This is a genomic window from Azospirillum brasilense (assembly GCF_001315015.1).
Classification (GTDB): domain Bacteria; phylum Pseudomonadota; class Alphaproteobacteria; order Azospirillales; family Azospirillaceae; genus Azospirillum; species Azospirillum brasilense.
Map to the genome: position 1 here is coordinate 39,092 of NZ_CP012918.1, position 17,581 is coordinate 56,672.

The 17,581-nt window shown below is 66.0% G+C and carries 18 protein-coding genes; 10 read left to right on the forward strand and 8 right to left on the reverse strand.

Features of this window, described 5'->3' with window-relative positions; all coding sequences use genetic code 11:
• The first annotated feature begins 2 nt into the window (after window positions 1-2).
• Window positions 3-1,451, forward strand: coding sequence for a TniQ family protein (locus AMK58_RS28005; RefSeq protein ID WP_035684109.1), 1,449 nt, complete (start codon window positions 3-5; stop codon window positions 1,449-1,451).
• A gap of 92 nt (window positions 1,452-1,543) precedes the next feature.
• Here the strand turns inward: AMK58_RS28005 and AMK58_RS28010 are convergent, their stop codons facing one another.
• The 6 genes from AMK58_RS28010 to AMK58_RS28035 all read right to left on the reverse strand — a co-directional run bounded on the left by AMK58_RS28010 (window position 1,544) and on the right by AMK58_RS28035 (window position 6,550).
• On the reverse strand, window positions 1,544-2,152 hold the full coding sequence (locus AMK58_RS28010) for a hypothetical protein (RefSeq protein WP_156355545.1): 609 nt from the start codon (window positions 2,150-2,152) through the stop codon (window positions 1,544-1,546).
• A gap of 201 nt (window positions 2,153-2,353) precedes the next feature.
• The gene (locus AMK58_RS28015; RefSeq protein ID WP_035684117.1) at window positions 2,354-3,157 is read right to left on the reverse strand and encodes an enoyl-CoA hydratase/isomerase family protein; all 804 of its coding nucleotides are present in this window, start codon (window positions 3,155-3,157) and stop codon (window positions 2,354-2,356) included.
• 14 nt (window positions 3,158-3,171) lie between these two features.
• A complete protein-coding gene (locus tag AMK58_RS28020; protein WP_035684120.1) occupies window positions 3,172-3,924 on the reverse strand; it encodes an SDR family oxidoreductase in 753 nt (250 codons plus the stop codon).
• Window positions 3,925-3,927: 3 nt separating this feature from the next.
• Window positions 3,928-5,079, reverse strand: coding sequence for a thiolase family protein (locus tag AMK58_RS28025; RefSeq protein ID WP_035684123.1), 1,152 nt, complete (start codon window positions 5,077-5,079; stop codon window positions 3,928-3,930).
• A complete protein-coding gene (locus AMK58_RS28030) occupies window positions 5,076-5,480 on the reverse strand; it encodes a Zn-ribbon domain-containing OB-fold protein (RefSeq protein WP_035684127.1) in 405 nt (134 codons plus the stop codon). The genes AMK58_RS28025 and AMK58_RS28030 overlap by 4 nt, the downstream gene beginning before the upstream one ends.
• A gap of 233 nt (window positions 5,481-5,713) precedes the next feature.
• A complete protein-coding gene (locus AMK58_RS28035; RefSeq protein WP_059399760.1) occupies window positions 5,714-6,550 on the reverse strand; it encodes an oxidoreductase in 837 nt (278 codons plus the stop codon).
• 261 nt (window positions 6,551-6,811) lie between these two features.
• Here AMK58_RS28035 and gcvA point away from each other — a divergent pair, with 261 nt between their 5' ends.
• On the forward strand, window positions 6,812-7,696 hold the full coding sequence (gene gcvA / locus AMK58_RS28040) for a transcriptional regulator GcvA (protein ID WP_035684131.1): 885 nt from the start codon (window positions 6,812-6,814) through the stop codon (window positions 7,694-7,696).
• A 69-nt stretch (window positions 7,697-7,765) separates the two neighbouring features.
• Here the strand turns inward: gcvA and AMK58_RS28045 are convergent, their stop codons facing one another.
• Window positions 7,766-9,124: an MFS transporter gene (locus tag AMK58_RS28045; protein WP_081650398.1), complete on the reverse strand. Its 1,359-nt coding sequence runs from the start codon at window positions 9,122-9,124 to the stop codon at window positions 7,766-7,768.
• Window positions 9,125-9,416: 292 nt separating this feature from the next.
• Here AMK58_RS28045 and AMK58_RS28050 point away from each other — a divergent pair, with 292 nt between their 5' ends.
• The 7 genes from AMK58_RS28050 to AMK58_RS28080 all read left to right on the forward strand — a co-directional run bounded on the left by AMK58_RS28050 (window position 9,417) and on the right by AMK58_RS28080 (window position 15,742).
• Entirely contained in the window at window positions 9,417-10,307 is an 891-nt protein-coding gene (locus AMK58_RS28050; RefSeq protein ID WP_059399761.1) for an NAD(P)-dependent oxidoreductase, read from the forward strand.
• Window positions 10,308-10,353: 46 nt separating this feature from the next.
• Window positions 10,354-11,568 (forward strand): CaiB/BaiF CoA transferase family protein, encoded by a 1,215-nt coding sequence (locus AMK58_RS28055; RefSeq protein ID WP_035684134.1) that lies wholly within the window; start codon window positions 10,354-10,356, stop codon window positions 11,566-11,568.
• Between the two features lie 29 nt (window positions 11,569-11,597).
• Window positions 11,598-13,034, forward strand: coding sequence for an aldehyde dehydrogenase family protein (locus AMK58_RS28060; RefSeq protein ID WP_059399762.1), 1,437 nt, complete (start codon window positions 11,598-11,600; stop codon window positions 13,032-13,034).
• A 22-nt stretch (window positions 13,035-13,056) separates the two neighbouring features.
• Window positions 13,057-13,476 carry a PaaI family thioesterase gene (locus tag AMK58_RS28065; protein ID WP_035684137.1) on the forward strand — a complete coding sequence of 140 codons (420 nt, stop codon included), beginning with the start codon at window positions 13,057-13,059 and terminating at the stop codon, window positions 13,474-13,476.
• Between the two features lie 75 nt (window positions 13,477-13,551).
• Window positions 13,552-14,436, forward strand: a complete 885-nt coding sequence (locus tag AMK58_RS28070; RefSeq protein WP_035684140.1) for a LysR family transcriptional regulator — start codon at window positions 13,552-13,554, stop codon at window positions 14,434-14,436.
• 223 nt (window positions 14,437-14,659) lie between these two features.
• Window positions 14,660-15,079, forward strand: coding sequence for a response regulator transcription factor (locus AMK58_RS28075; protein WP_146206586.1), 420 nt, complete (start codon window positions 14,660-14,662; stop codon window positions 15,077-15,079).
• A 183-nt stretch (window positions 15,080-15,262) separates the two neighbouring features.
• Window positions 15,263-15,742 (forward strand): nuclear transport factor 2 family protein, encoded by a 480-nt coding sequence (locus tag AMK58_RS28080; RefSeq protein WP_035684147.1) that lies wholly within the window; start codon window positions 15,263-15,265, stop codon window positions 15,740-15,742.
• 36 nt (window positions 15,743-15,778) lie between these two features.
• Here the strand turns inward: AMK58_RS28080 and AMK58_RS28085 are convergent, their stop codons facing one another.
• A complete protein-coding gene (locus AMK58_RS28085) occupies window positions 15,779-16,717 on the reverse strand; it encodes a LysR family transcriptional regulator (RefSeq protein WP_081650400.1) in 939 nt (312 codons plus the stop codon).
• 116 nt (window positions 16,718-16,833) lie between these two features.
• Here AMK58_RS28085 and AMK58_RS28090 point away from each other — a divergent pair, with 116 nt between their 5' ends.
• Window positions 16,834-17,439, forward strand: a complete 606-nt coding sequence (locus AMK58_RS28090; protein WP_035684149.1) for an FMN-dependent NADH-azoreductase — start codon at window positions 16,834-16,836, stop codon at window positions 17,437-17,439.
• Window positions 17,440-17,581 lie beyond the last annotated feature (142 nt).

The following is a 17,581-nucleotide window of genomic DNA, read 5'->3' on the forward strand; positions in this document are numbered from 1 at the left end:
CGATGACGGTCGGCTCCGTCATGGCGCCGACGGTGCTGCCGCTCGCCCCCCGGCCGATGGAGGACGAGCTGCTGTCGTCGTGGCTGTCGCGGGTCGCTTGCAGGTACGACCTGGACGGCGGCGCCTTGCGGGGTCTCCTGACCACGCCGGGCGGCGATGCGGAAGGCATGGCGAGTTTGCATGGTCTGGATTACCGGCCGGCCCGCGAGGAAATCACCGCGCTTGCCGTGGCCGCCCGGCTTCCAGTCGAACGTCTTTCGGCCCTTGCCCTGGCGAGGGCTCACCCGACTTGGCCGCGGCATTGGTTCGCCTGGGACTGGGGCGCCCTGGATCCGACCAACGGAACCGAGCGTTATGCCGACGCTCTGGCTCCGGGGTGGTGCGAGCTCTGCCTGAGCGAAGACCGGGCCACCGGCCGGCATGCGTACCTGCGTCGTCATTGGGCTCATGCGGCCGTCGGCTTTTGTCACCGACACCGCCTCCCGTTGCGGCATCTCTGCCCATTCTGTGGAACAGCCAGCCTCCTCCAGTTTGTGCCGTCCGATGGCGGAACCCGGCTGTACTGTGGGGATTGCGGCCGCCCGCTCGACGAGTATGCCACGGCGAGCCCCAAGGATGCTGCCACCGCCCGCCCGCTCGACGACGACCATCCGATCCACCACGCATGGGATGTGGTCATGGCCTTCGAGACGGATCTTTGCCGGGCGCTGGACTGCCGGATACCCACGTCTCGATGGATGGGGCCATCGCATCCGACGGCGTTCATCGCAGCAACCGAGGACCTGATAGTAGCACTGACGGTGGGTCAAGGCGGCTATCCTCGCCACCATGCGATCAACGCATTCGACAGCGCCGCCTTTCCTTCACCTGGACGGTTCAGATCAAATTTCGACTTGCAGTACTGGGCATGCTGCGTACCGCCTGCGCGACGCCGAAGTCTGCTGGCCGCGGTCGTGGCCCTTCTGTTGGAGGGGGAAACCGGCGCCTTGTTGTCGGAGACCTGCATCGGGTCGTACCGGTGGGTCGCCTCCCTGGATTGGCTGTGCCGCTGGGTTCGAGATGACCAGAGAGCTTGGCTGGTTGTACGAAGCGCGAGATGGCCGGAGCTTTTGCGGCAGCGGCTGGAAAAGATCGTTGGTGAGGCGTTTGTAATGCAGTCGGCTCACCGTGTCCGGGAAGCCTCCGTTCAGCGCCATAAGGGGAAAGCCCCACGTACGGGCAAGCCGTTTCCCGAAACGACACCGGAAAGCCCACCATCGAAGTCGCCTGCTCTCGGGCTGCCGGATGCCGCGCATTACCGGCGTTTGGCAGAAGAGATTCTCGCGAGCCCGGAGTGGTTGGCCGTGTGCCATGCTCCGCTGGCGGTGCGGAGAAGCACGTTGCATCGGTTGTCGGAAGCCGCCTTGGCGGCTTCTCGGACGCCCCGTGCCGTCAAGATAACTGGCGGCTGACTGTTCCCTGGCACGTGACGCGGTGTTCAACGCCAAGTCGCTTGTGAATGTGCGTCATACGGCGCCCGGCCAAGAGCAGGATCGCCGGCAGCTCAACTGGTTGGCCGCCGGACCTCGGCGGTGGTGCGGGCCACATCTGCCTCTAGTTGTGCGGAAGAGCGCCGGAGCGCGGCGCCGTAGCCGATCAGCAGCATGGCGCGGTTGCGCAGACCGAGCGGCCCGTCGGGCTGCGCCGCGAGCAGGCGCGGCAGGGCGTCGAGGAGGATCGGCGCGGCTTGGCGGATCGGGCGGTCGGCCTGGCCGCGGGCGAGGCCGTCGAGCACCAGGGCGATGCGCGGGTGCTTGAGGTCAACCGGAACCCCGGCGAGGCGGTGGGCGGTGGCGATGGCGGCGAGGTGAACGCGCAGCGTCGGCACGGTCAGCCGTTCGGCCGCCTTGACCAGATACATCCCGATGACATCGGCGTCGCCGGCCAGCGGGGCGAAGCCGAGGCGGTCGCACCACGCGCTGTAGGCCGTCCAGGCGGAGCGGTAGGCGCGCAGCGTGCCTTCCCCGCGCGTCCGCGTCGCCCAGACGGCGGCCTGCCGGGCGAGGTCCTGGATCTCGGTGGCCCGCGCCGGGTCCGCCGGGACCACAAGACGGCCGAACAGGCCGGTCTCCACAGCGACACCAGCGTCGACTTCGAACGGCTTGTCGACCACGGAGGCCTTCGTCTCGGAATTGGAGAGCCGGGCGCCGCAGTCAGAATGCGAACCGTCCGCCCAGGCGGGCATGGTCAGCGGCAGGTTAGCGTTTCGTCGCAGAAGCACATCCACCTGCCAGTCCATGACCGCGGCGGTCTGCTCATCACGACTGCACCGGAAACCGGAGAGATTACAAGTTTCCGGCACCATCCCAAACCATCAGCGGCCAATGTAAACCGGCTTACGTTTTTCGGCAAACGCCTGCCGCCCCTCGCGGCGGTCAGCCGTGTCGCGCAGCAGGCTCCAGGCCAGTTCCGTCAGTTGGAACGCCTGAAGACTTGGCAACGTCGTGGTTTGGCTGGCCAGCATCTTGATCATTTGAACCGCCAGCGGGCCATTGTCGGCGATACGGCGTGCGAGCGCATTGGTCTCGTTGGCAAAACGTTCCGCGGGCCAGACATCGCTGACAAGGCCGATGGCGAGCGCCCGTGACGCGTCGATGCGCTCGCCGGTCAGCAGCATCCGCATCGCGACGGCGCGAGGGATGGCCCGCATCAGGTTGGTCGCTCCGCCTCCTCCGGGCACGCTCGCCACCGCCACCTCGGGCAGACCGAAAGATGCCTTGCCCGATGCGACGACGAGGTCGCATTGCAGAGCCAGTTCCAATCCTCCGCCAAGGCAGTATCCGTCGACGGCTGCAATCAACGGCTTACGGATCTGCAGGCCGGAGAGGTCGAACAGGCGGATGTAGAGCCCGTTCTCGCCTGACTGTTCCAGATCCATGGGAAAGGCCTCGGCGACGCCCGCATCGCTGGTCGGAGCGGAAGTGAGATCGGCGCCGACACAAAAGGCCCGACCGCCCGCACCGGTGATCACTATGACGTTCACGGACGGATCGGACGAAAGGCCGGCCAGATGCCGCCGCAGCGCCCGCAGATGCTCCGGGTCGAGGGCGTTGAGCTTTTCGGCGCGGTCGATCGTGATTGTGCCAATCCGATCCTCGACGTTGCTGGTGATGGTCATGGCGCACCTCTCGTTCAGACGCTGGGGCTTGAGAGCGACCGGCCACCGCACACATAGAGAAGCTGGCCAGTGATGTAGGAATTCGTGCGCGCCGCGAAGAACAGAACCGCCTGGGCGATGTCCTCCGGTGTGCCGATCCGCTGCACGGGAACGCTCGTCTTCAAGCGTTCCTGCACATCATCCCTGAACGTGCGGAACAAGGGCGTGTCGACGATGCCCGGAGCGACGGCGTTTATGGTGACACCCTTTGCAGCGAACTCGATCGCCAGGCTGCGTGTGAGGCTGACCACACCGCCTTTGGCCGCCGAATAGTTCGCCTGACCGAAGCCGCCGAGCCAAGCGCGCGAGGAGATGTTGACGATCCGGCCATAGCCGCGTTCGACCATGCCGGGCAGGACCGCCTTGCAGGTGAGGAACTGCGATTTGAGATTGGTCGCCACCACGGCGTCCCAATCCTCTTCCTCCATGGCAAAAAGCCGCTTGTCACGGACGATGCCGGCATTGTTGACCAGCACGTCGATGCGGCCGAACTCCGCCGCGACCGCGGCGACGGCCTCTTCGACCTCGATGCGGCTGGTGACGTCCACGGCGACCGGGACTGCCCGCGCACCGCTGCTGTCGCGCAGTATGGCGGCCGCCTCGTCCAGTGCCGCCCGGTCACGGTCGAACAGAGCGACGTCGTAACCCCTGCTCGCCATGAGGCGGGCGATGCCGAAGCCGATGCCACGGGCTCCGCCCGTGACGACGACGATATCCCGCGCTTCCATGGCTCACACCCCCAGAATATGGACAGAGGACGCCGCATGGTCGACGCCGGCGATTCCGCCACCGGTGCATTGCGTCAGACCGATGCGGGCCCCTTCGACCTGACGCCCGTCGGCACAGCCCTGAAGCTGCCAGGCGATCTCCACCATCTGCGCGACGCCGGTGGCGCCCAGCGGATGACCCTTGGCGAGCAGGCCGCCGCTCGGATTGACGGGAACGCGGCCACCGAGCGCGGTGTCCCCACGCCGCAGCATATCGGCGCTCCCGCCCTTCTCGCAGAGGCCGAGCGCTTCGTAATAGAGAAGTTCGGCAATGGTGAAGGCGTCGTGCAGCTCGACGACACCGACGTCCCGCGGGCCGACGCCAGCCTCCTCGTAGGCGAGCCGCGCCGTGCGGGCGGTGATTTCCGCGTCAAGGATGTCGTCGCAGCCCTCTTCGAGATGGCCGGACTGGACGGCGGAGCCGAGAACACGCACCGGACGCCGGGAGGATGCCGGCTTCACCGTCGTCAGCACGAGGGCGGCGGCCCCATCGACCTGCGACGGGCAGCATTGCAGCAGCGTCAGCGGCTCCGCGACGGGGCGGGAATTCAGCACCTCCTCCACCGTGACCTCCTTGCGCTGCTGGGCGTAGGGGTTGCGAGCGCCGTGGGCGCGGTTCTTCACGGCGATGCGGGCGAGGATTTCCGGCGTCTCCCGGCGTTCATGAAGATAGCGGCTGCCGCGCATGGCATAGACCGTGGGCAGCGTCATGCCCTGTGCCGCGTAAAGCTCCGTCTTGTAGTCGTTGCGCTGGAGGGGGATGGTGCCGCCACCCAGCCGGGTCAGTTGCTCCACACCCCAGACGAGGACGGTGTCGTACAGGCCGAGGCGCAGCGCCTGACAGGCGAGATGGACGGCGGTGGCTCCGCTGGCGCAGGCGTTCTCCACGTTGTAGAGCGCCGGCCCCGTGATGCCGAGATCGCGCATCAGCACCTGCCCCAGCACCATGCCGCCATAGACGTTGGCGTTGTAGAAGGCCTGGATTCGATTCTGGTCCGCACCAGCGTCGGCAAGCGCCCCCAGCACGGCGGCCTGCGCCAGATCCTGCATGGATCGGGCGTCATGGCGCCCGAACGGTGTCATCGCCACCCCGGCAATGTAGACGTCGCGGCTCATGGAACGGCCTCCTCTGCGGGAACGAACACATAGCGGGCGTTGCCGTCCGCGGACTCGTCGATGACGGCTTCCAGCCGCGCTCCGATGGACGGGCGCACACCCTCCGGCAGGTCGAGCCGGCCGAAAACCCGGACCTCTTCCGGAAAATCCGCATAGACGAGAGCGAACGGAGCCTGGCCGGTCTTCGGGTTGGGGTGGATGACGGTGTGGCTGTAGAGCCGGGCATAGGACGACAAGGTGACCGGCTCGTAGCGCGGCGCGGCCGGCGACGCGGCCGGCACGCGCGGAAACACGCAGCGGCCCGTTTCCCGGTGGCGTGAGGCGGCCAGCCGGGGCGCGCCGTTGCTCCGGTCGAGCCAGGACGGCTCCGGATGCGGGTTCTCTCCGTTCGGCCCTTCCATGGGTCCTGCCCTTCCTTTGGATGCGCAGCGCAGCGCTGCGATGGTGAGAGGATAGGTGAGGAAAGCCCGGCATTCAGAACGACAATGCGGCAAGCATGGTTGAGCAAAACTCAACAGGAAGGCCGGTTGCCGACAGGCGGGCGGAACGACGAAAAGGACCGTGGTTGCCGGGAAAACCCGGCAGCCACGGTCCTTCGTTCAGAAGACGATATGCGCTTGCGATGCGGGAGGCGTTACCCGGCGGTCGCCGGCAAGTCGGTCGATAGCGAAAGCTCCCGCCACGCGTCAAGTTCCCTTGCGACCGTTGCGTTCTTGCGCTCGATGTGGGCCACCGTGTCGCTGCCTACCGCCAGCCGCACCGGCGGATTTTCGGCACCGGCGAGCGTGAGCATCGCCTTGGCGAACTTGGTGGGATCGCCGGGCTGGGCGTGGTTGGCGTCCGCCGCGAAACGGCGCATGGCTCCCACCGTCTCGGCGTAGTCGGCGATCTCAGCGCTCACCGCCAGCGATTGCCCGTCCAGGAAATCGGTGCGGAAGAAGCCCGGCTCCACGACGGTCGCCTTGACGCCGAGGGGGGCGAGTTCGGCGGCGAGCGCCTCGGTGATGCCTTCCACCGCAAACTTGGTGGAACCGTAGACGCCCCAGCCGACGAAGGCCCCGTAGCCGCCGATGGACGAGATGTTGATGACATGGCCCGAACGCTGGCGCCGCATGTGCGGCAGCACGGCCCGGGTTACGGCGAGAAGGCCGAAGACGTTGGTCGCGAAGATCTTCTCGACTTCGGGACCGCTCGACTCCTCGACCGCGCCGAGCAGGCCGTAACCGGCGTTGTTGACCAGCACGTCGATCCGACCGAAGCGTTCCACAGCCGCCGCGGCTGCGGCCTGGGCTTGAGCCTCGTCCGTCACGTCGAGCGCCACGGGGAGCAGGTTGGGATGATCGCCGATCCGCTCGGTGACCGCCTTCGGGTTGCGGGCGGTCGCGACGACCGCATCGCCGGCGGCGAGGGCTTCGGCAGCGATGAGCGAACCGAAACCGCGGGAAGCACCCGTGATGAACCACACGCGCATGGAGCGTCTCCTCTTTTCAGGAACAATGGAACGAAGGGTGGTCTTTTTGACGGAGCGGCCGGGGATGAATGCCCGTCCGTTTCTCCTGGCCCCGCCGGTCTAGCGTGGTGAGGAAAAGCTACGCCCCGGCGCCGACCCGAACAATCCGCCGCCTTTTTCACAGGCTGTTGCACGACGTTCAGCAATGGAGGGGGTGGAGCGCCGCGAACGGGTCCGAATTCACCGTTGACCAAAGCTCAACAGCGGATCAATCCTAATGCCATGGATCGGCTTCCCCCTCTCAACCCGTTGCGCGCCTTCGAAGCCGCCGGCCGGCTCAGGAGCATCCGCAAGGCTGCGGATGAACTGTCCGTCACGCCGGGTGCGGTGAGCCGTCAGGTGCAGAGCCTGGAAAGCCATCTCGGCACGCCGCTCTTCCGCCGGGAGCCGCGGGAAATCGTCCTGACGCCCGAAGGGGAGCAGTATCTGGCGGCGATCACGCTGCATTTCGACGGCATCCGCGAGGCCACCCGGAAGCTCACCGGCCAGACGACCATCGAGGTCGTCCGAATCCGCGCCTACACGACCTTCGCGGTCAAATGGCTGATTCCACGCCTATCGTCGTTCCATGCGGACAACAGGACCACAGAGGTGCGCCTCACGACTTCCGTGGAGGCGGTGGATTTCGACCGGGAAAACGTCGACGGCGCCATCCGGCTGGGGGACGGCAACTGGCCCGGCGTCGAGGTGGACCGGCTCATCGCGAACGAACTGGTGCCGTTGTGCAGCCCCGCCCTGCGGCGGCACGCGGGTTTGAAAAGGGTCGGCGACCTTGCGGGTCAGACGCTGCTTCACTCGCTGGTGCGGCTCGACGACTGGCGCTACTGGTTGGAAGCGGCGGGCGCCGAAGGCATCGATCCCTATGCCGGGCCGAAATACGCAAGTTCCACGCTCGCCTATCAGGCGGCCTTGGAAGGCCAAGGCGTCATGATCGCGCAGAAGGCGCTGTTCGCCGAGGATCTGCGTGCCCGCCGTCTGGTGCAGCCCTTCGGGCCGCCGCTCGACCGCGGGGAGTTCACCTATTACTTCATCTATCCCCGCAACCGGATGCGCAACCCGGCTTTCCGCCGGTTCCGGGAGTGGCTTTTGGCGCAAACCCGGACGTAAGCGTCGGCCAGGACGTGCCAAAGGGCGGCTGACGGGCATCCGCCAGCCGCCCCTCGGGGAGAGAACCGGTCAGGGCAGCGGCTTTCCCTTGGTTTCCGGCATGAGCGTGTAGACGATCCCGCCGATCACACTGATGGCCGCGAGGTAAATCCACACGAGGTGGCCGTATCCCCAGCCGCCCATGGCCGTGATCAGGTAGGGCGCGGTTCCGCCGAACAGCGTGACGGACAGGGCATAGGGCAGCGCGATGCCGGTGACCCGCACTTCGGTTGGAAATTGCTCGGCCATCGTGACGGCCCCGGCCCCGGCGAAGCCGGTCATGAGCACCATGGCGACCGTCTGGATCGCCACGAGTTCGGGAAAGCTGGTGGCCGGGGAGAGCAGAGCGAGGCTCGGCCAAGCGTAGAGGGCGGAGCTGAAGGCGAAGGCAATCAGCACCGGGCGCCGCCCGATCCGGTCGGCAAGCATGCCGACGAAGGGGATCAGGACGAGCGACACGGTGACCGAAACGATGCCCGCCAGGAGCGTCTGGCTCATCGGCAGGCCGGTGACGAGGTGCGCGTGGCTCGGGTAATTCACCATCCACACATAGTTGAGCAGATTGCCGGCCATGGCGATGCCGATGACGCGGAGGGCGTCGCGCGGATGCTTGCGGAACACGTCAACCATCGGGTGCCGTTGGACGCCCTCCGTGGCCGCTCGCTTCTTGAAGACCTCGGTCTCACCGACGGAGAGGCGAATCCACAGCGTGACCAGGCCCAGCAGGCCGGCAATGATGAAGGCGGCGCGCCATCCCCAGGACGACAGCCCCCCGTCGCTCCCGATGACCGTGAAGGAGAAGGCGAGCACGAAGGAGATCAGCGTGCCCGCGTTGATGGCGAACCATTGCCAGGACCCAGCGAAGGCCCGCCGGTCCGCGGGCGCGGATTCGATCAGGAAGGTGGAGGCGGAGCCGAATTCCCCACCGGCCGAGAATCCCTGCGTCAGGCGCGCCAGCACTAGGATGATCGGGGCGGCCAGACCGATCTGGTCGTAGGTTGGGCAGACGCCGATCACGAAGGACGCGCCCGACATGAGCAGGATGGACAGGGTCAGGCCCTTCTTGCGGCCGTGGCGGTCAGCAAAGGCGCCGAGGACCGCGCCGCCGACCGGCCTCATGATGAAGCCGACCGCGAAGATGGCGAAAACCGAAAGAAGGGCGGTGAAGGAGTTGCCCGCCGGAAAGAACTTGTTCGCGAGGATCGACGCGAAAATCGCATAGATCACCCAGTCCGTGTATTCGACGATCGTGCCCGCCGTTGCGGCGATGATCGCCTTCTTCTGAGCGGCGGTCAGCCGCCGGACGACGGCGTCGTCCGATGACGGATTGTCCGATGACGCGAAGATCGCTGCGGAATTCGGCGCACGCGCCGCCTCCAACCGTTCCATTTCCTTTTCCTCCCCAAGCGTTGCTGACGATGCGGCGACCAGCCGCGCCGATGGGGAGAGGGTGAATGTTCGGTTATCCAACAATAAGCGAGCTTTTCGCAGGGCGCTGTTGACCTCAGGTCAACAGAGGCTGTCGGTCTGGGCGCTTTCTCTTATCCGTTGCGCCCCATGTCGTTGAGTTCAGGTCAACGGACCGCGGCCGGAAACTCATTTGCTCGGCGAACCGTCGTGCCGCAGCGTGGTCGGCAATTCAAGGCGACCCGGCGGTCGCTTCAACAGACGGGAGGAAGGCATGGCGATCGGTTTCATCGGGCTTGGCGCAATGGGCGCCCCAATGGTGCGCCATCTCGCGAAGGCCGGCCAGGACCTGCACGTCTTCGACACCAACCCCGCCGCCCTTGAAGCCGCGGCGGCGCTCGGCGCGACGGTCTGCCCGTCGGCGGCGGCGGTCGGCCATGCGGCGGAGGCGGTGCTGGTCTGCCTTCCGACACCGGACATCGTCCGGCAGGTCGTGCTCGGCCCCGGCGGCGTGATCGAGGGGAGCAAGGTCCGGATCTGCGTGGACCACTCGACGACGGGGCCGAGCGCCGCCCGCGAGATCGCGGACCGGCTCGCGGGCCGTGGGATCACGGCCCTGGACGCACCGCTGGCCGGTGGGGTGTCCGGCGCGCAGGCCGGCACGCTGTCCGTCATGGTGTCCGGCGAGACCTGGGCCTACGAGGCGCTCGCCCCCGTCTTCCGCAGCTTCGGCCGCCACGTCGTCCATGTCGGCACGGGCGTCGGCCAGGGGCAGGCGCTGAAGCTGATCAACAACATGATCGTGGGCGCCAACCTCGTCGCGGCCAGCGAGGCGATCCTGTTCGGGGTCCGCTTCGGCCTGTCCGCCGACGCCATCCTCGACATGCTCAACGCCAGCACGGCGCGCAGCTTCGTCACGGAGAGCATCCTCGCGGACCGCATCCTCGACCGGCGTTTCGACTTCGGCTTCCGGCTCGAACTCATGCGCAAGGATCTGCGGCTGTGCGTGGCCGAGGCGGAGGCCGCCGGCGCGCCGATGCTGATCTGCGCGCTCGCCAAGCAACTCTACGAATTGGCCCACGCCCATGGCGGCGGACAGGACGACATGACGGTCGTCGTGAAGGAGCTGGAGCGCGCCGCTGGAGCGGAGATCGCCCGTTCCTGACGCCAGAGGCGGCCGCCGCCGTTCCCCGAATGAATGGAGTCACGCCATGATGCGTCATGCTCTCGACGGCCTGACCGTCCTCGATTTCACGCACATCGGTGCGGGTCCGACCTGCACGATGCTCCTGGCCGACATGGGCGCCCGCGTCATCAAGGTCGAGCCGCCGCAAGGCGAACTCGGCCGCCAACTCGGCCCGGCCTGGATCGGGGACGACAGCGCGCTGTACCACGCCTTCAACCGCAACAAACTGGGGCTGTCGCTCGACCTCAAGACCCCGCAGGGAGTCGAGGTCGCCCGGACCCTTGCCCGGACGGCGGACGTGCTGGTCGAGAGCATGCGGCCCGGCGTGATGCAGCGCATCGGCCTCGGCTACGACGTGCTTTCGGCGCACAACCCCGGTCTCGTCTACGCGTCGATCTCGGCCTACGGACAGGACGGTCCCTACGCCGAGCGCCCCGGTGTCGATGGGATCATCCAGGCCGACAGCGGCCTGATGAGCATCATCGGAACGCCCGCGAGCGAACCGTGCAAGGTCCAGGCGCCGGTGGTCGACGTGTTCACCGGCTACGTCGCGGCGCTCGGCATCCTGGCCAAGATGATGGAGCGCCGGCGCGACGGCAAGGGCGGCCAGCTCGACATCAACCTGCTGAACGCCGCCCTGGCACTCCAGCAGCCCTCCATTGCCGGCTACTTGGCGGACGGTGTGCTGCCGAAGCGCCAGGGCAGCGCCGCGCCCTATTCGGCCCCCAACGAGGCGTTTGAGACCGCTGACGGCTGGATCATGGTCGCGGCCTACAATGGCGGTCGCTGGGACCGGCTGTGCGAGGTGCTGGGGCGCGTCGACCTGATCCACGACCAGAGGTTCGAAACCTCCGCAACGCGGGTCGCCAATCGGGAGGCGATGCGCGACACGCTCGGGCCACTCTTCAAAGCGCAGCCGAGCGAACACTGGCTGGCCGTCTTGCGCAAGGTGGACGTCCTGTGCACACGGGTGGCCGACTACACAGACCTTGTCGGGCATCCACAGGTGGCGGCCAACGCCATGATCGCCGGGATGAGCCATCCTGCCTTGGGAACGATCCAGGTTCCCGGCTTCCCGATCAACAGTCGCGAGTCCAACGCGGTGCCGCACGCCCCCGCCCCCGCGCTCGGCGAGCATTCCGCCGACATCCTCGCGTCGTTCGGATTTTCCCGCGGCGCCATCGCGGAACTGCTCGACCGCAAGGTGATCGGCTCCCGGCACCCGCGGACGGCCCCATGACAAGAACAGATTATGGGAGGACAGAAGCCATGCTTGCGACCGTCGACAGCCACATTGCGGGACGCTCCGCGCCACCGCTGAAGGGCGCCTATCTCGACAAGTTCGATCCGCGCACCGGCGCCCGGATGCAGCGGGTCGCCGACAGCACGCCCGAGGATCTCGACCGGGCCGTCGCTGCGGCGTCGGACGCACTGGCCGCGTGGCGCGACATGCGGCCGTCCGAACGCGGCCGCATCCTGGTCGAGACCGCGCGCGCAATCCGCCGCAACGAAGAGCGGCTCGGCGCCATCGAATCCCGCGAGACCGGCAAGCCGGGCATCGAGATGGCCCAGCTCATCGACCTGACCGCCCAGTATTTCGAGTTCTACGGCGGCATCGTCAACGTGATGGACGGCGAGGTGATCAATGTCGGGCCCGGACATCACGTCTACACCCGCCGCGATCCGTTCGGCGTGATCGGCGTGATCCTGCCCTGGAACGCCCCGCTTCATCAGGCGGCACGGGCGATCGCGCCGGCGCTGGCGACGGGCAACACGGTCGCCGCCAAGCCGTCCGAGCACACGTCGGGTTCGCTGGTCGAGTTGGCCCGCATCGCGGTCGAGGAAGGCGGGTTGCCGCCCGGCGTGCTCAACGTGATCGTGGGTAAGGGCAGCGTGATCGGCCCGGCGATGGCCAACCATCCGGAGGTGCGCAAGATCTCCTTCACGGGCAGCGTGCGTGTCGGCCAGGAACTCGGCCGCATCGCGGCGGACCGCGTTCTTCCGCTCACGCTCGAACTCGGCGGCAAGTCGGCGAACATCGTCTTCGACGACGCCGACCTCGACGCCGCAGCCATCGGCTCGACGCGCGCCTTCACCTGGAACAGCGGGCAGTGGTGCGCGGCGGGCACGCGCCTTCTGGTGCAGGAGAGCATCCATGGCCGCTTCGTGGACAAGCTGCTGACGGCCGTGGCCGAACTGCGCGTTGGTCCCGAGCATGGCGCGACGTCCGGTCCCATCACCACCCACGCGCAGTTCCTGAAGATCCAGAGCTACTTCGAGGCCGCGGCGCGCGACGGGCTGACGCCCGCCATCGGTGGCCGCGTGGCCAACGATCCCCGCCTGGGCGGCGGGTGGTACATCGAACCCACGGTCTACACCGGCGTCACCAATGACATGACCGTCGCGCGCGAGGAGATCTTCGGCCCGGTGGTGTGCGTCATTCCGTTCAAGGACGAGGGCGACGCGGTGCGCATTGCGAACGAGTCCGACTTCGGGCTGGCGGCAGGAATTTGGAGCCGGGATGTCGGGCGCGTCCACCGCGTTGCCGCACGGCTCGAAGCCGGGCGCATCGTCGTCAACGACTATAGCGGCGGCTTCGTCCAGACGCCCTGCGGCGGCTTCAAGCACAGCGGCTATGGGCGTGAGCAGGGCATCGACGCCCTGTCGCACTACACCCAGCTGAAGTCGGTCATCATCAAGCTGTAGGTGGCGGATTTTGGAAGGCGTCATGAATCTCGATCATCACAACAATGCATTCCTCACCATGATCGGCCTCACGCTCTCGCGATGGGAGCCGGGCATGGCGGAGTTCGACCTTGTGGTCGATCATCGCCACACCAACCGACAGGGCATCCTGCAAGGAGGAGTTCTTGCGACCATGCTTGATGCCGCCTGCGGCTATGCCGGCCTCCATGACGGGACCGGCGTGGCCGAGGGTGTGGCCGAGGGTGTGGGCGAGGGTCAAGCTGTGACGCTGTCCTTGATGGTGAACTATCTGGCGCGTGTGGAGGGTGGTCGCTTGCGCGCCGTCGGGACGGTCACGGGGGGCGGAAGGCGCATCTATTTCGCAAACGGAGTGGTCCATGCCGGCGACGGTTCGGTCGTTGCGACGGCGCAGGGAAGCTTCAAGCGGATGGCGCCGCGTTGATCTCTGATCCGTGGTGTCGGCCACCTGCCTCGGCTAGAGTCGGGTTGGTCATGACGCTGATGAACGGATTTGGGAATGCGCGCGTCCGAACTGTCTGAGCTGGCAGCCTTCGTCTCCGTGGCCAAGACACGGAATTTCCGGCTTGCCGGCCTGGAACGCGGAGTCACCGCATCGGCGATCAGCCATGCGGTGACGAGCTTGGAGGAACGCGTCGGGGTCCGCTTGCTGAACCGCACGACGCGCAGCGTGTCGTTGACCGACGCAGGCGATCTCCTGAACGCGCGGCTGGCTCCGGCGTTTCTGGAGATCCGTGATGCCGTAGACAGCCTCAACCAGTTTCGCGATGCTCCCTTCGGAACGGTGCGCATCAACGTGCCGCACTCCATCGGACGATTCGTCCTCGGCAAGGTCATCGGCCCCCTGATCCGGAACAATCCCGCGCTCCGTCTCGAAGTCATTGCGACGGACCGGATGGTGGACATCGTCAACGACGGGTTCGACGCGGGCATCCGGCTGGGCGGAACGATTTCGCAGGACATGGTCGGTGTAAAGCTGCGACCGCGCCTGCGCCTCGTCGTCGTGGGATCACCCGAGTATTTTGAAACTCGTCCCCTCCCGCAGTTGCCGCAGGATCTGCGGCAGCACACCTGCATCCAGAATGTGTACCCGAGCGGCATCTCCTATCCCTGGGAATTTGAAAAGGATGGTGAGCGCGTTGTCTTCGAACCGAGCGGGCCGCTGGCGCTCGACGACAACGAACTGATGATCGAGGCTGTGTTGGGCGGTGTATGCCTGGGCTATGTCTGGGAAGGCTACGCGCGCCCTCATATTGAGGCGGGTCGATTGATCCAATGTCTGGATGATTGGTGCGCATCGGAGGATTGGCTTTACCTGTACTATCCCAACCGGCGCCATGTATCGGCGGCGATGCGCGCTCTGATCGAGGCGATCAAAGCTTGATCCCCCGGTCCGACGGGGGTATCGCAACAATCACCACTGCTGAATCCAGCTCATCAAGGAAAAAAGAAATCTCCGGATTATGACTCCGGCGTGAACGGCGTACAACCGCTTTCAGGCACAGCGTGCCGTATCAATCGCGGAACAGACGCCGGCTCGACTGCGTGGGTTCTTGCAGCAAGAGATTTGGCGTAATTCCGACTCAGCAGGCGGAATGACAATGCCCATGCTAAGCGAAGTCAGAGTCTTGATTGCCGAGGCTAATCCTGCCATTGCGTCGGGCCTCCGCCTGATGCTTGAGCAGTGGGGTGTGGGAGGGTGCGAAGCGGTTTCCACGCGCACCGAGTTGGCCGCGGCGCTGAGCGAGGCCACACCCGACGTTGTTCTGTTCAACATCGACTTGATGAGCGATTTGAACGAGATCGAAAGCCTGTTGCGTCGGCACCCGATCGGCGCCATCGGCTTGGCGGCACATTTTCTTACGTCAGATTGGCTGATGCAGGACAAGGTGCCGATTCTCGAAATGCCGTTCGGCCTCGACAAGCTGCGGTCGGCAATTTTGTCGGCAGCACGAGGAACCGGTAAGGGCATCGTTCAGACGGGGAGCGGGGAGGTACGACGGCCGGCAACAGCATCGCAACGATGAAACGCCTGTTCCCACCTCGGCACACTGAACACCTCTTAACATTACGCAACAACGCTTCACGGCCCAAAGCGCTCAGCATGTTGCACGCTGCTCTGCCAACGCTCGGATCGATCATTTTTTGAAGGAGGCGTGACCGTGCAAACACGGCAACGGAAAAGGAAATGGACCCTTGCTCCCTTAGCGTTGTGTGTGCCGCTGGCGTTCGGAAGCACCCTTTCGGTTCCGGCGGTTGCGGCGGAGCAGACGCCCGACAGCGTGGAGGTGCGCAATCGGGCGACGGTTACCAAAGGCTTCGAGGCGTGGCGGGACGGTACGGGAAGCCCCTACGACCTGCTTGACGAGAACGCCGACTGGACCATCGTCGGTGCATCCTTGGTTGCGCGCACCTACACGGGCCGAGAGGACTTCCTCAGCAACGTGATCCGGCCCTTCGGTGCCCGCATGGCCAGCCGTTTCGTTCCTGAAATCCGGAATCTCTATGCTGACGGCGACACGGTGATCGTGCATTTCGATGCGGAAGGAACGGCCCGCGATGGCCAGCCGTATCGCAACAGTTACGCGTGGTTCCTTACGCTGCGGAACGACCGGATCATCAAAGCGACCGCGTTCTTCGACAGCATCGCGTTCAACGATTTCTGGCAGCGCGTGACGCCGACGCAGTAGCAGAGCGGCTGTCCTGCCCACCGCGTGGCAGGCGCATCAATTCCCGCGTGGCGGACCTTCCTCCTGCGGAGACGGCGAACCGACGCATGAAGCGTGTTCGCCGCCGAAGCGCGCGACAAGCGTATCGATCAATATCCGGACCTTTCCCAAAACATGGGGGCCGGGAGGTCGCAAAACGTAGAGACCATGTTCTGGCATGTCGTAATCGAGAAGGAGCGCTTCGAGCCTTCCGCTCGCGATGAACTCCGACACGAGGAACAACGGAACGGCGGCGATCCCAAGCCCCGCAAGCGCCCACTGCACGATGGCATCCCCGCTGTCGGTCCGTAGGCGCCCTTCCGGGCGAACCGACAGCCAATTTTTACCGGAGCGGAACCGCCACTCCGTCTGTACCGCGCCGCTGTAGATCAGACATTCATGGGCGGCAAGGTCAGGCGGCGCGTCCGGTCGGCCGTGTCGCCCGATATACTCCGGGCTGGCGACCAGCACGGCTCGGACCGGCGCGATTCGGCGCGCCACGAGGCTGGAATCGCGCAGCGTGCCAATGCGGACCGCGGCATCGAAACGCTCGCCAATCAGGTCGGCAATCCGGTCGCTGTAGGACACATCCATGGCGAGCCTGGGGTGGAGCCGGGCCAAGTCCGCCAGGACTGGAGCCATGTGATGGACGAAAGCCACGGGCACGGAAAGGCGCAACCGCCCGATCATCCCACCCCCTCGTTGGGCGACGGAGTCACGCGCGTCCTCCAAGTCCGCCAGAATCCGCTCGCACCGCGCTTTGAATTCGAGACCGGCATCGGTCGGGCTGATGCCGCGCGTGGTGCGGCTGAGAAGGCGGGTGCCGAGTTCGGCTTCGAGCCGCGCCATCCGCCGGCTGAGGATCGACTTTGAAATGCCCAGACGATGCGCTGCCCGGTTGAAGCCGCCGCTGTCGACGATCTCGACGAAGCTCTTCAGGTCCGCGAACTCTGGCATGCCGGTGTTCCCAATCAGGCAACAGTCTGGGCGCATTTAAGGCCATTCTGGCCCGCCAGGTGAACCGCTAACTTGGACCGGTCGCCATCGTCGGATGGCTCAAGAGGTCCAAATCCATGTCCACAGTTCTCGTCCTTACCAGCAGCGTCCTTGGCGAAGCGTCCGTCTCGAACCGCCTCGTCGAAGAGGTCGTTGCACGTCTACGCTCGCAAGAACCCGATCTTCACGTCATCGCCCGGGATCTTGGCCGCAATCCGCTTCCCCACCTGACCATTGATGCCGCCGTCGCGCTGCGGGGCGGTGATCCGGCCAACGCCGATCAGGCGGAAGCCCGCGCACTTTCGGACAATCTCGTTGCCGAACTCAAAGCGGCCGAGACGGTGATCATCGGTGCGCCGATGTACAACTTCGGCATTCCGTCGACACTGAAATCATGGTTCGACCATGTGCTGCGCGCCGGCGTCACGTTCCAGTATTCCGCCAGCGGCGCGGCGGGGCTGCTCACGGAAAAGCGGGCAATCGTCATCGAGAGCCGGGGTGGTCTGTACAGCGAAGGCCCGGCGCAGGCGATGGACGCACAGGAGCCGCATCTTCGAGCCTTGCTTGGGTTCATGGGCATCACCGACGTCACATTCATCCGCGCGGAACGGCTGGCTTTGGGGGCGGAAGCTCACGAACAGGCCATCGGTGCCGCGCGGGCGCGGATCGTGCAGGCCGTATAGCAAACGCCAACGCGGCGCCAGAAGGGTTGGACCGGCGGGCGGCTGTGGCGGGCTTCGACGGTACACTGCTGACCACCGCGACAGTGGTCGCCCTCCGCCTGCATCTGTTTGAGCGGCACTGAGCTGGCATCCCTGCAGCGAA

What these genes read in the sequence shown, in the direction of transcription:
- AMK58_RS28005 (WP_035684109.1), top strand. Translation starts at nt 3, where the DNA reads ATGACGGTCGGCTCCGTCATGGCGCCGACGGTGCTGCCGCTCGCCCCC.
- AMK58_RS28015 (WP_035684117.1), bottom strand. Translation starts at nt 3,157, where the DNA reads ATGACCATCACCAGCAACGTCGAGGATCGGATTGGCACAATCACGATC.
- AMK58_RS28020 (WP_035684120.1), bottom strand. Translation starts at nt 3,924, where the DNA reads ATGGAAGCGCGGGATATCGTCGTCGTCACGGGCGGAGCCCGTGGCATC.
- AMK58_RS28025 (WP_035684123.1), bottom strand. Translation starts at nt 5,079, where the DNA reads ATGAGCCGCGACGTCTACATTGCCGGGGTGGCGATGACACCGTTCGGG.
- AMK58_RS28030 (WP_035684127.1), bottom strand. Translation starts at nt 5,480, where the DNA reads ATGGAAGGGCCGAACGGAGAGAACCCGCATCCGGAGCCGTCCTGGCTC.
- AMK58_RS28035 (WP_059399760.1), bottom strand. Translation starts at nt 6,550, where the DNA reads ATGCGCGTGTGGTTCATCACGGGTGCTTCCCGCGGTTTCGGTTCGCTC.
- gcvA (WP_035684131.1), top strand. Translation starts at nt 6,812, where the DNA reads ATGGATCGGCTTCCCCCTCTCAACCCGTTGCGCGCCTTCGAAGCCGCC.
- AMK58_RS28045 (WP_081650398.1), bottom strand. Translation starts at nt 9,124, where the DNA reads ATGGAACGGTTGGAGGCGGCGCGTGCGCCGAATTCCGCAGCGATCTTC.
- AMK58_RS28050 (WP_059399761.1), top strand. Translation starts at nt 9,417, where the DNA reads ATGGCGATCGGTTTCATCGGGCTTGGCGCAATGGGCGCCCCAATGGTG.
- AMK58_RS28055 (WP_035684134.1), top strand. Translation starts at nt 10,354, where the DNA reads ATGATGCGTCATGCTCTCGACGGCCTGACCGTCCTCGATTTCACGCAC.
- AMK58_RS28060 (WP_059399762.1), top strand. Translation starts at nt 11,598, where the DNA reads ATGCTTGCGACCGTCGACAGCCACATTGCGGGACGCTCCGCGCCACCG.
- AMK58_RS28065 (WP_035684137.1), top strand. Translation starts at nt 13,057, where the DNA reads ATGAATCTCGATCATCACAACAATGCATTCCTCACCATGATCGGCCTC.
- AMK58_RS28070 (WP_035684140.1), top strand. Translation starts at nt 13,552, where the DNA reads ATGCGCGCGTCCGAACTGTCTGAGCTGGCAGCCTTCGTCTCCGTGGCC.
- AMK58_RS28075 (WP_146206586.1), top strand. Translation starts at nt 14,660, where the DNA reads ATGCTAAGCGAAGTCAGAGTCTTGATTGCCGAGGCTAATCCTGCCATT.
- AMK58_RS28085 (WP_081650400.1), bottom strand. Translation starts at nt 16,717, where the DNA reads ATGCCAGAGTTCGCGGACCTGAAGAGCTTCGTCGAGATCGTCGACAGC.
- AMK58_RS28090 (WP_035684149.1), top strand. Translation starts at nt 16,834, where the DNA reads ATGTCCACAGTTCTCGTCCTTACCAGCAGCGTCCTTGGCGAAGCGTCC.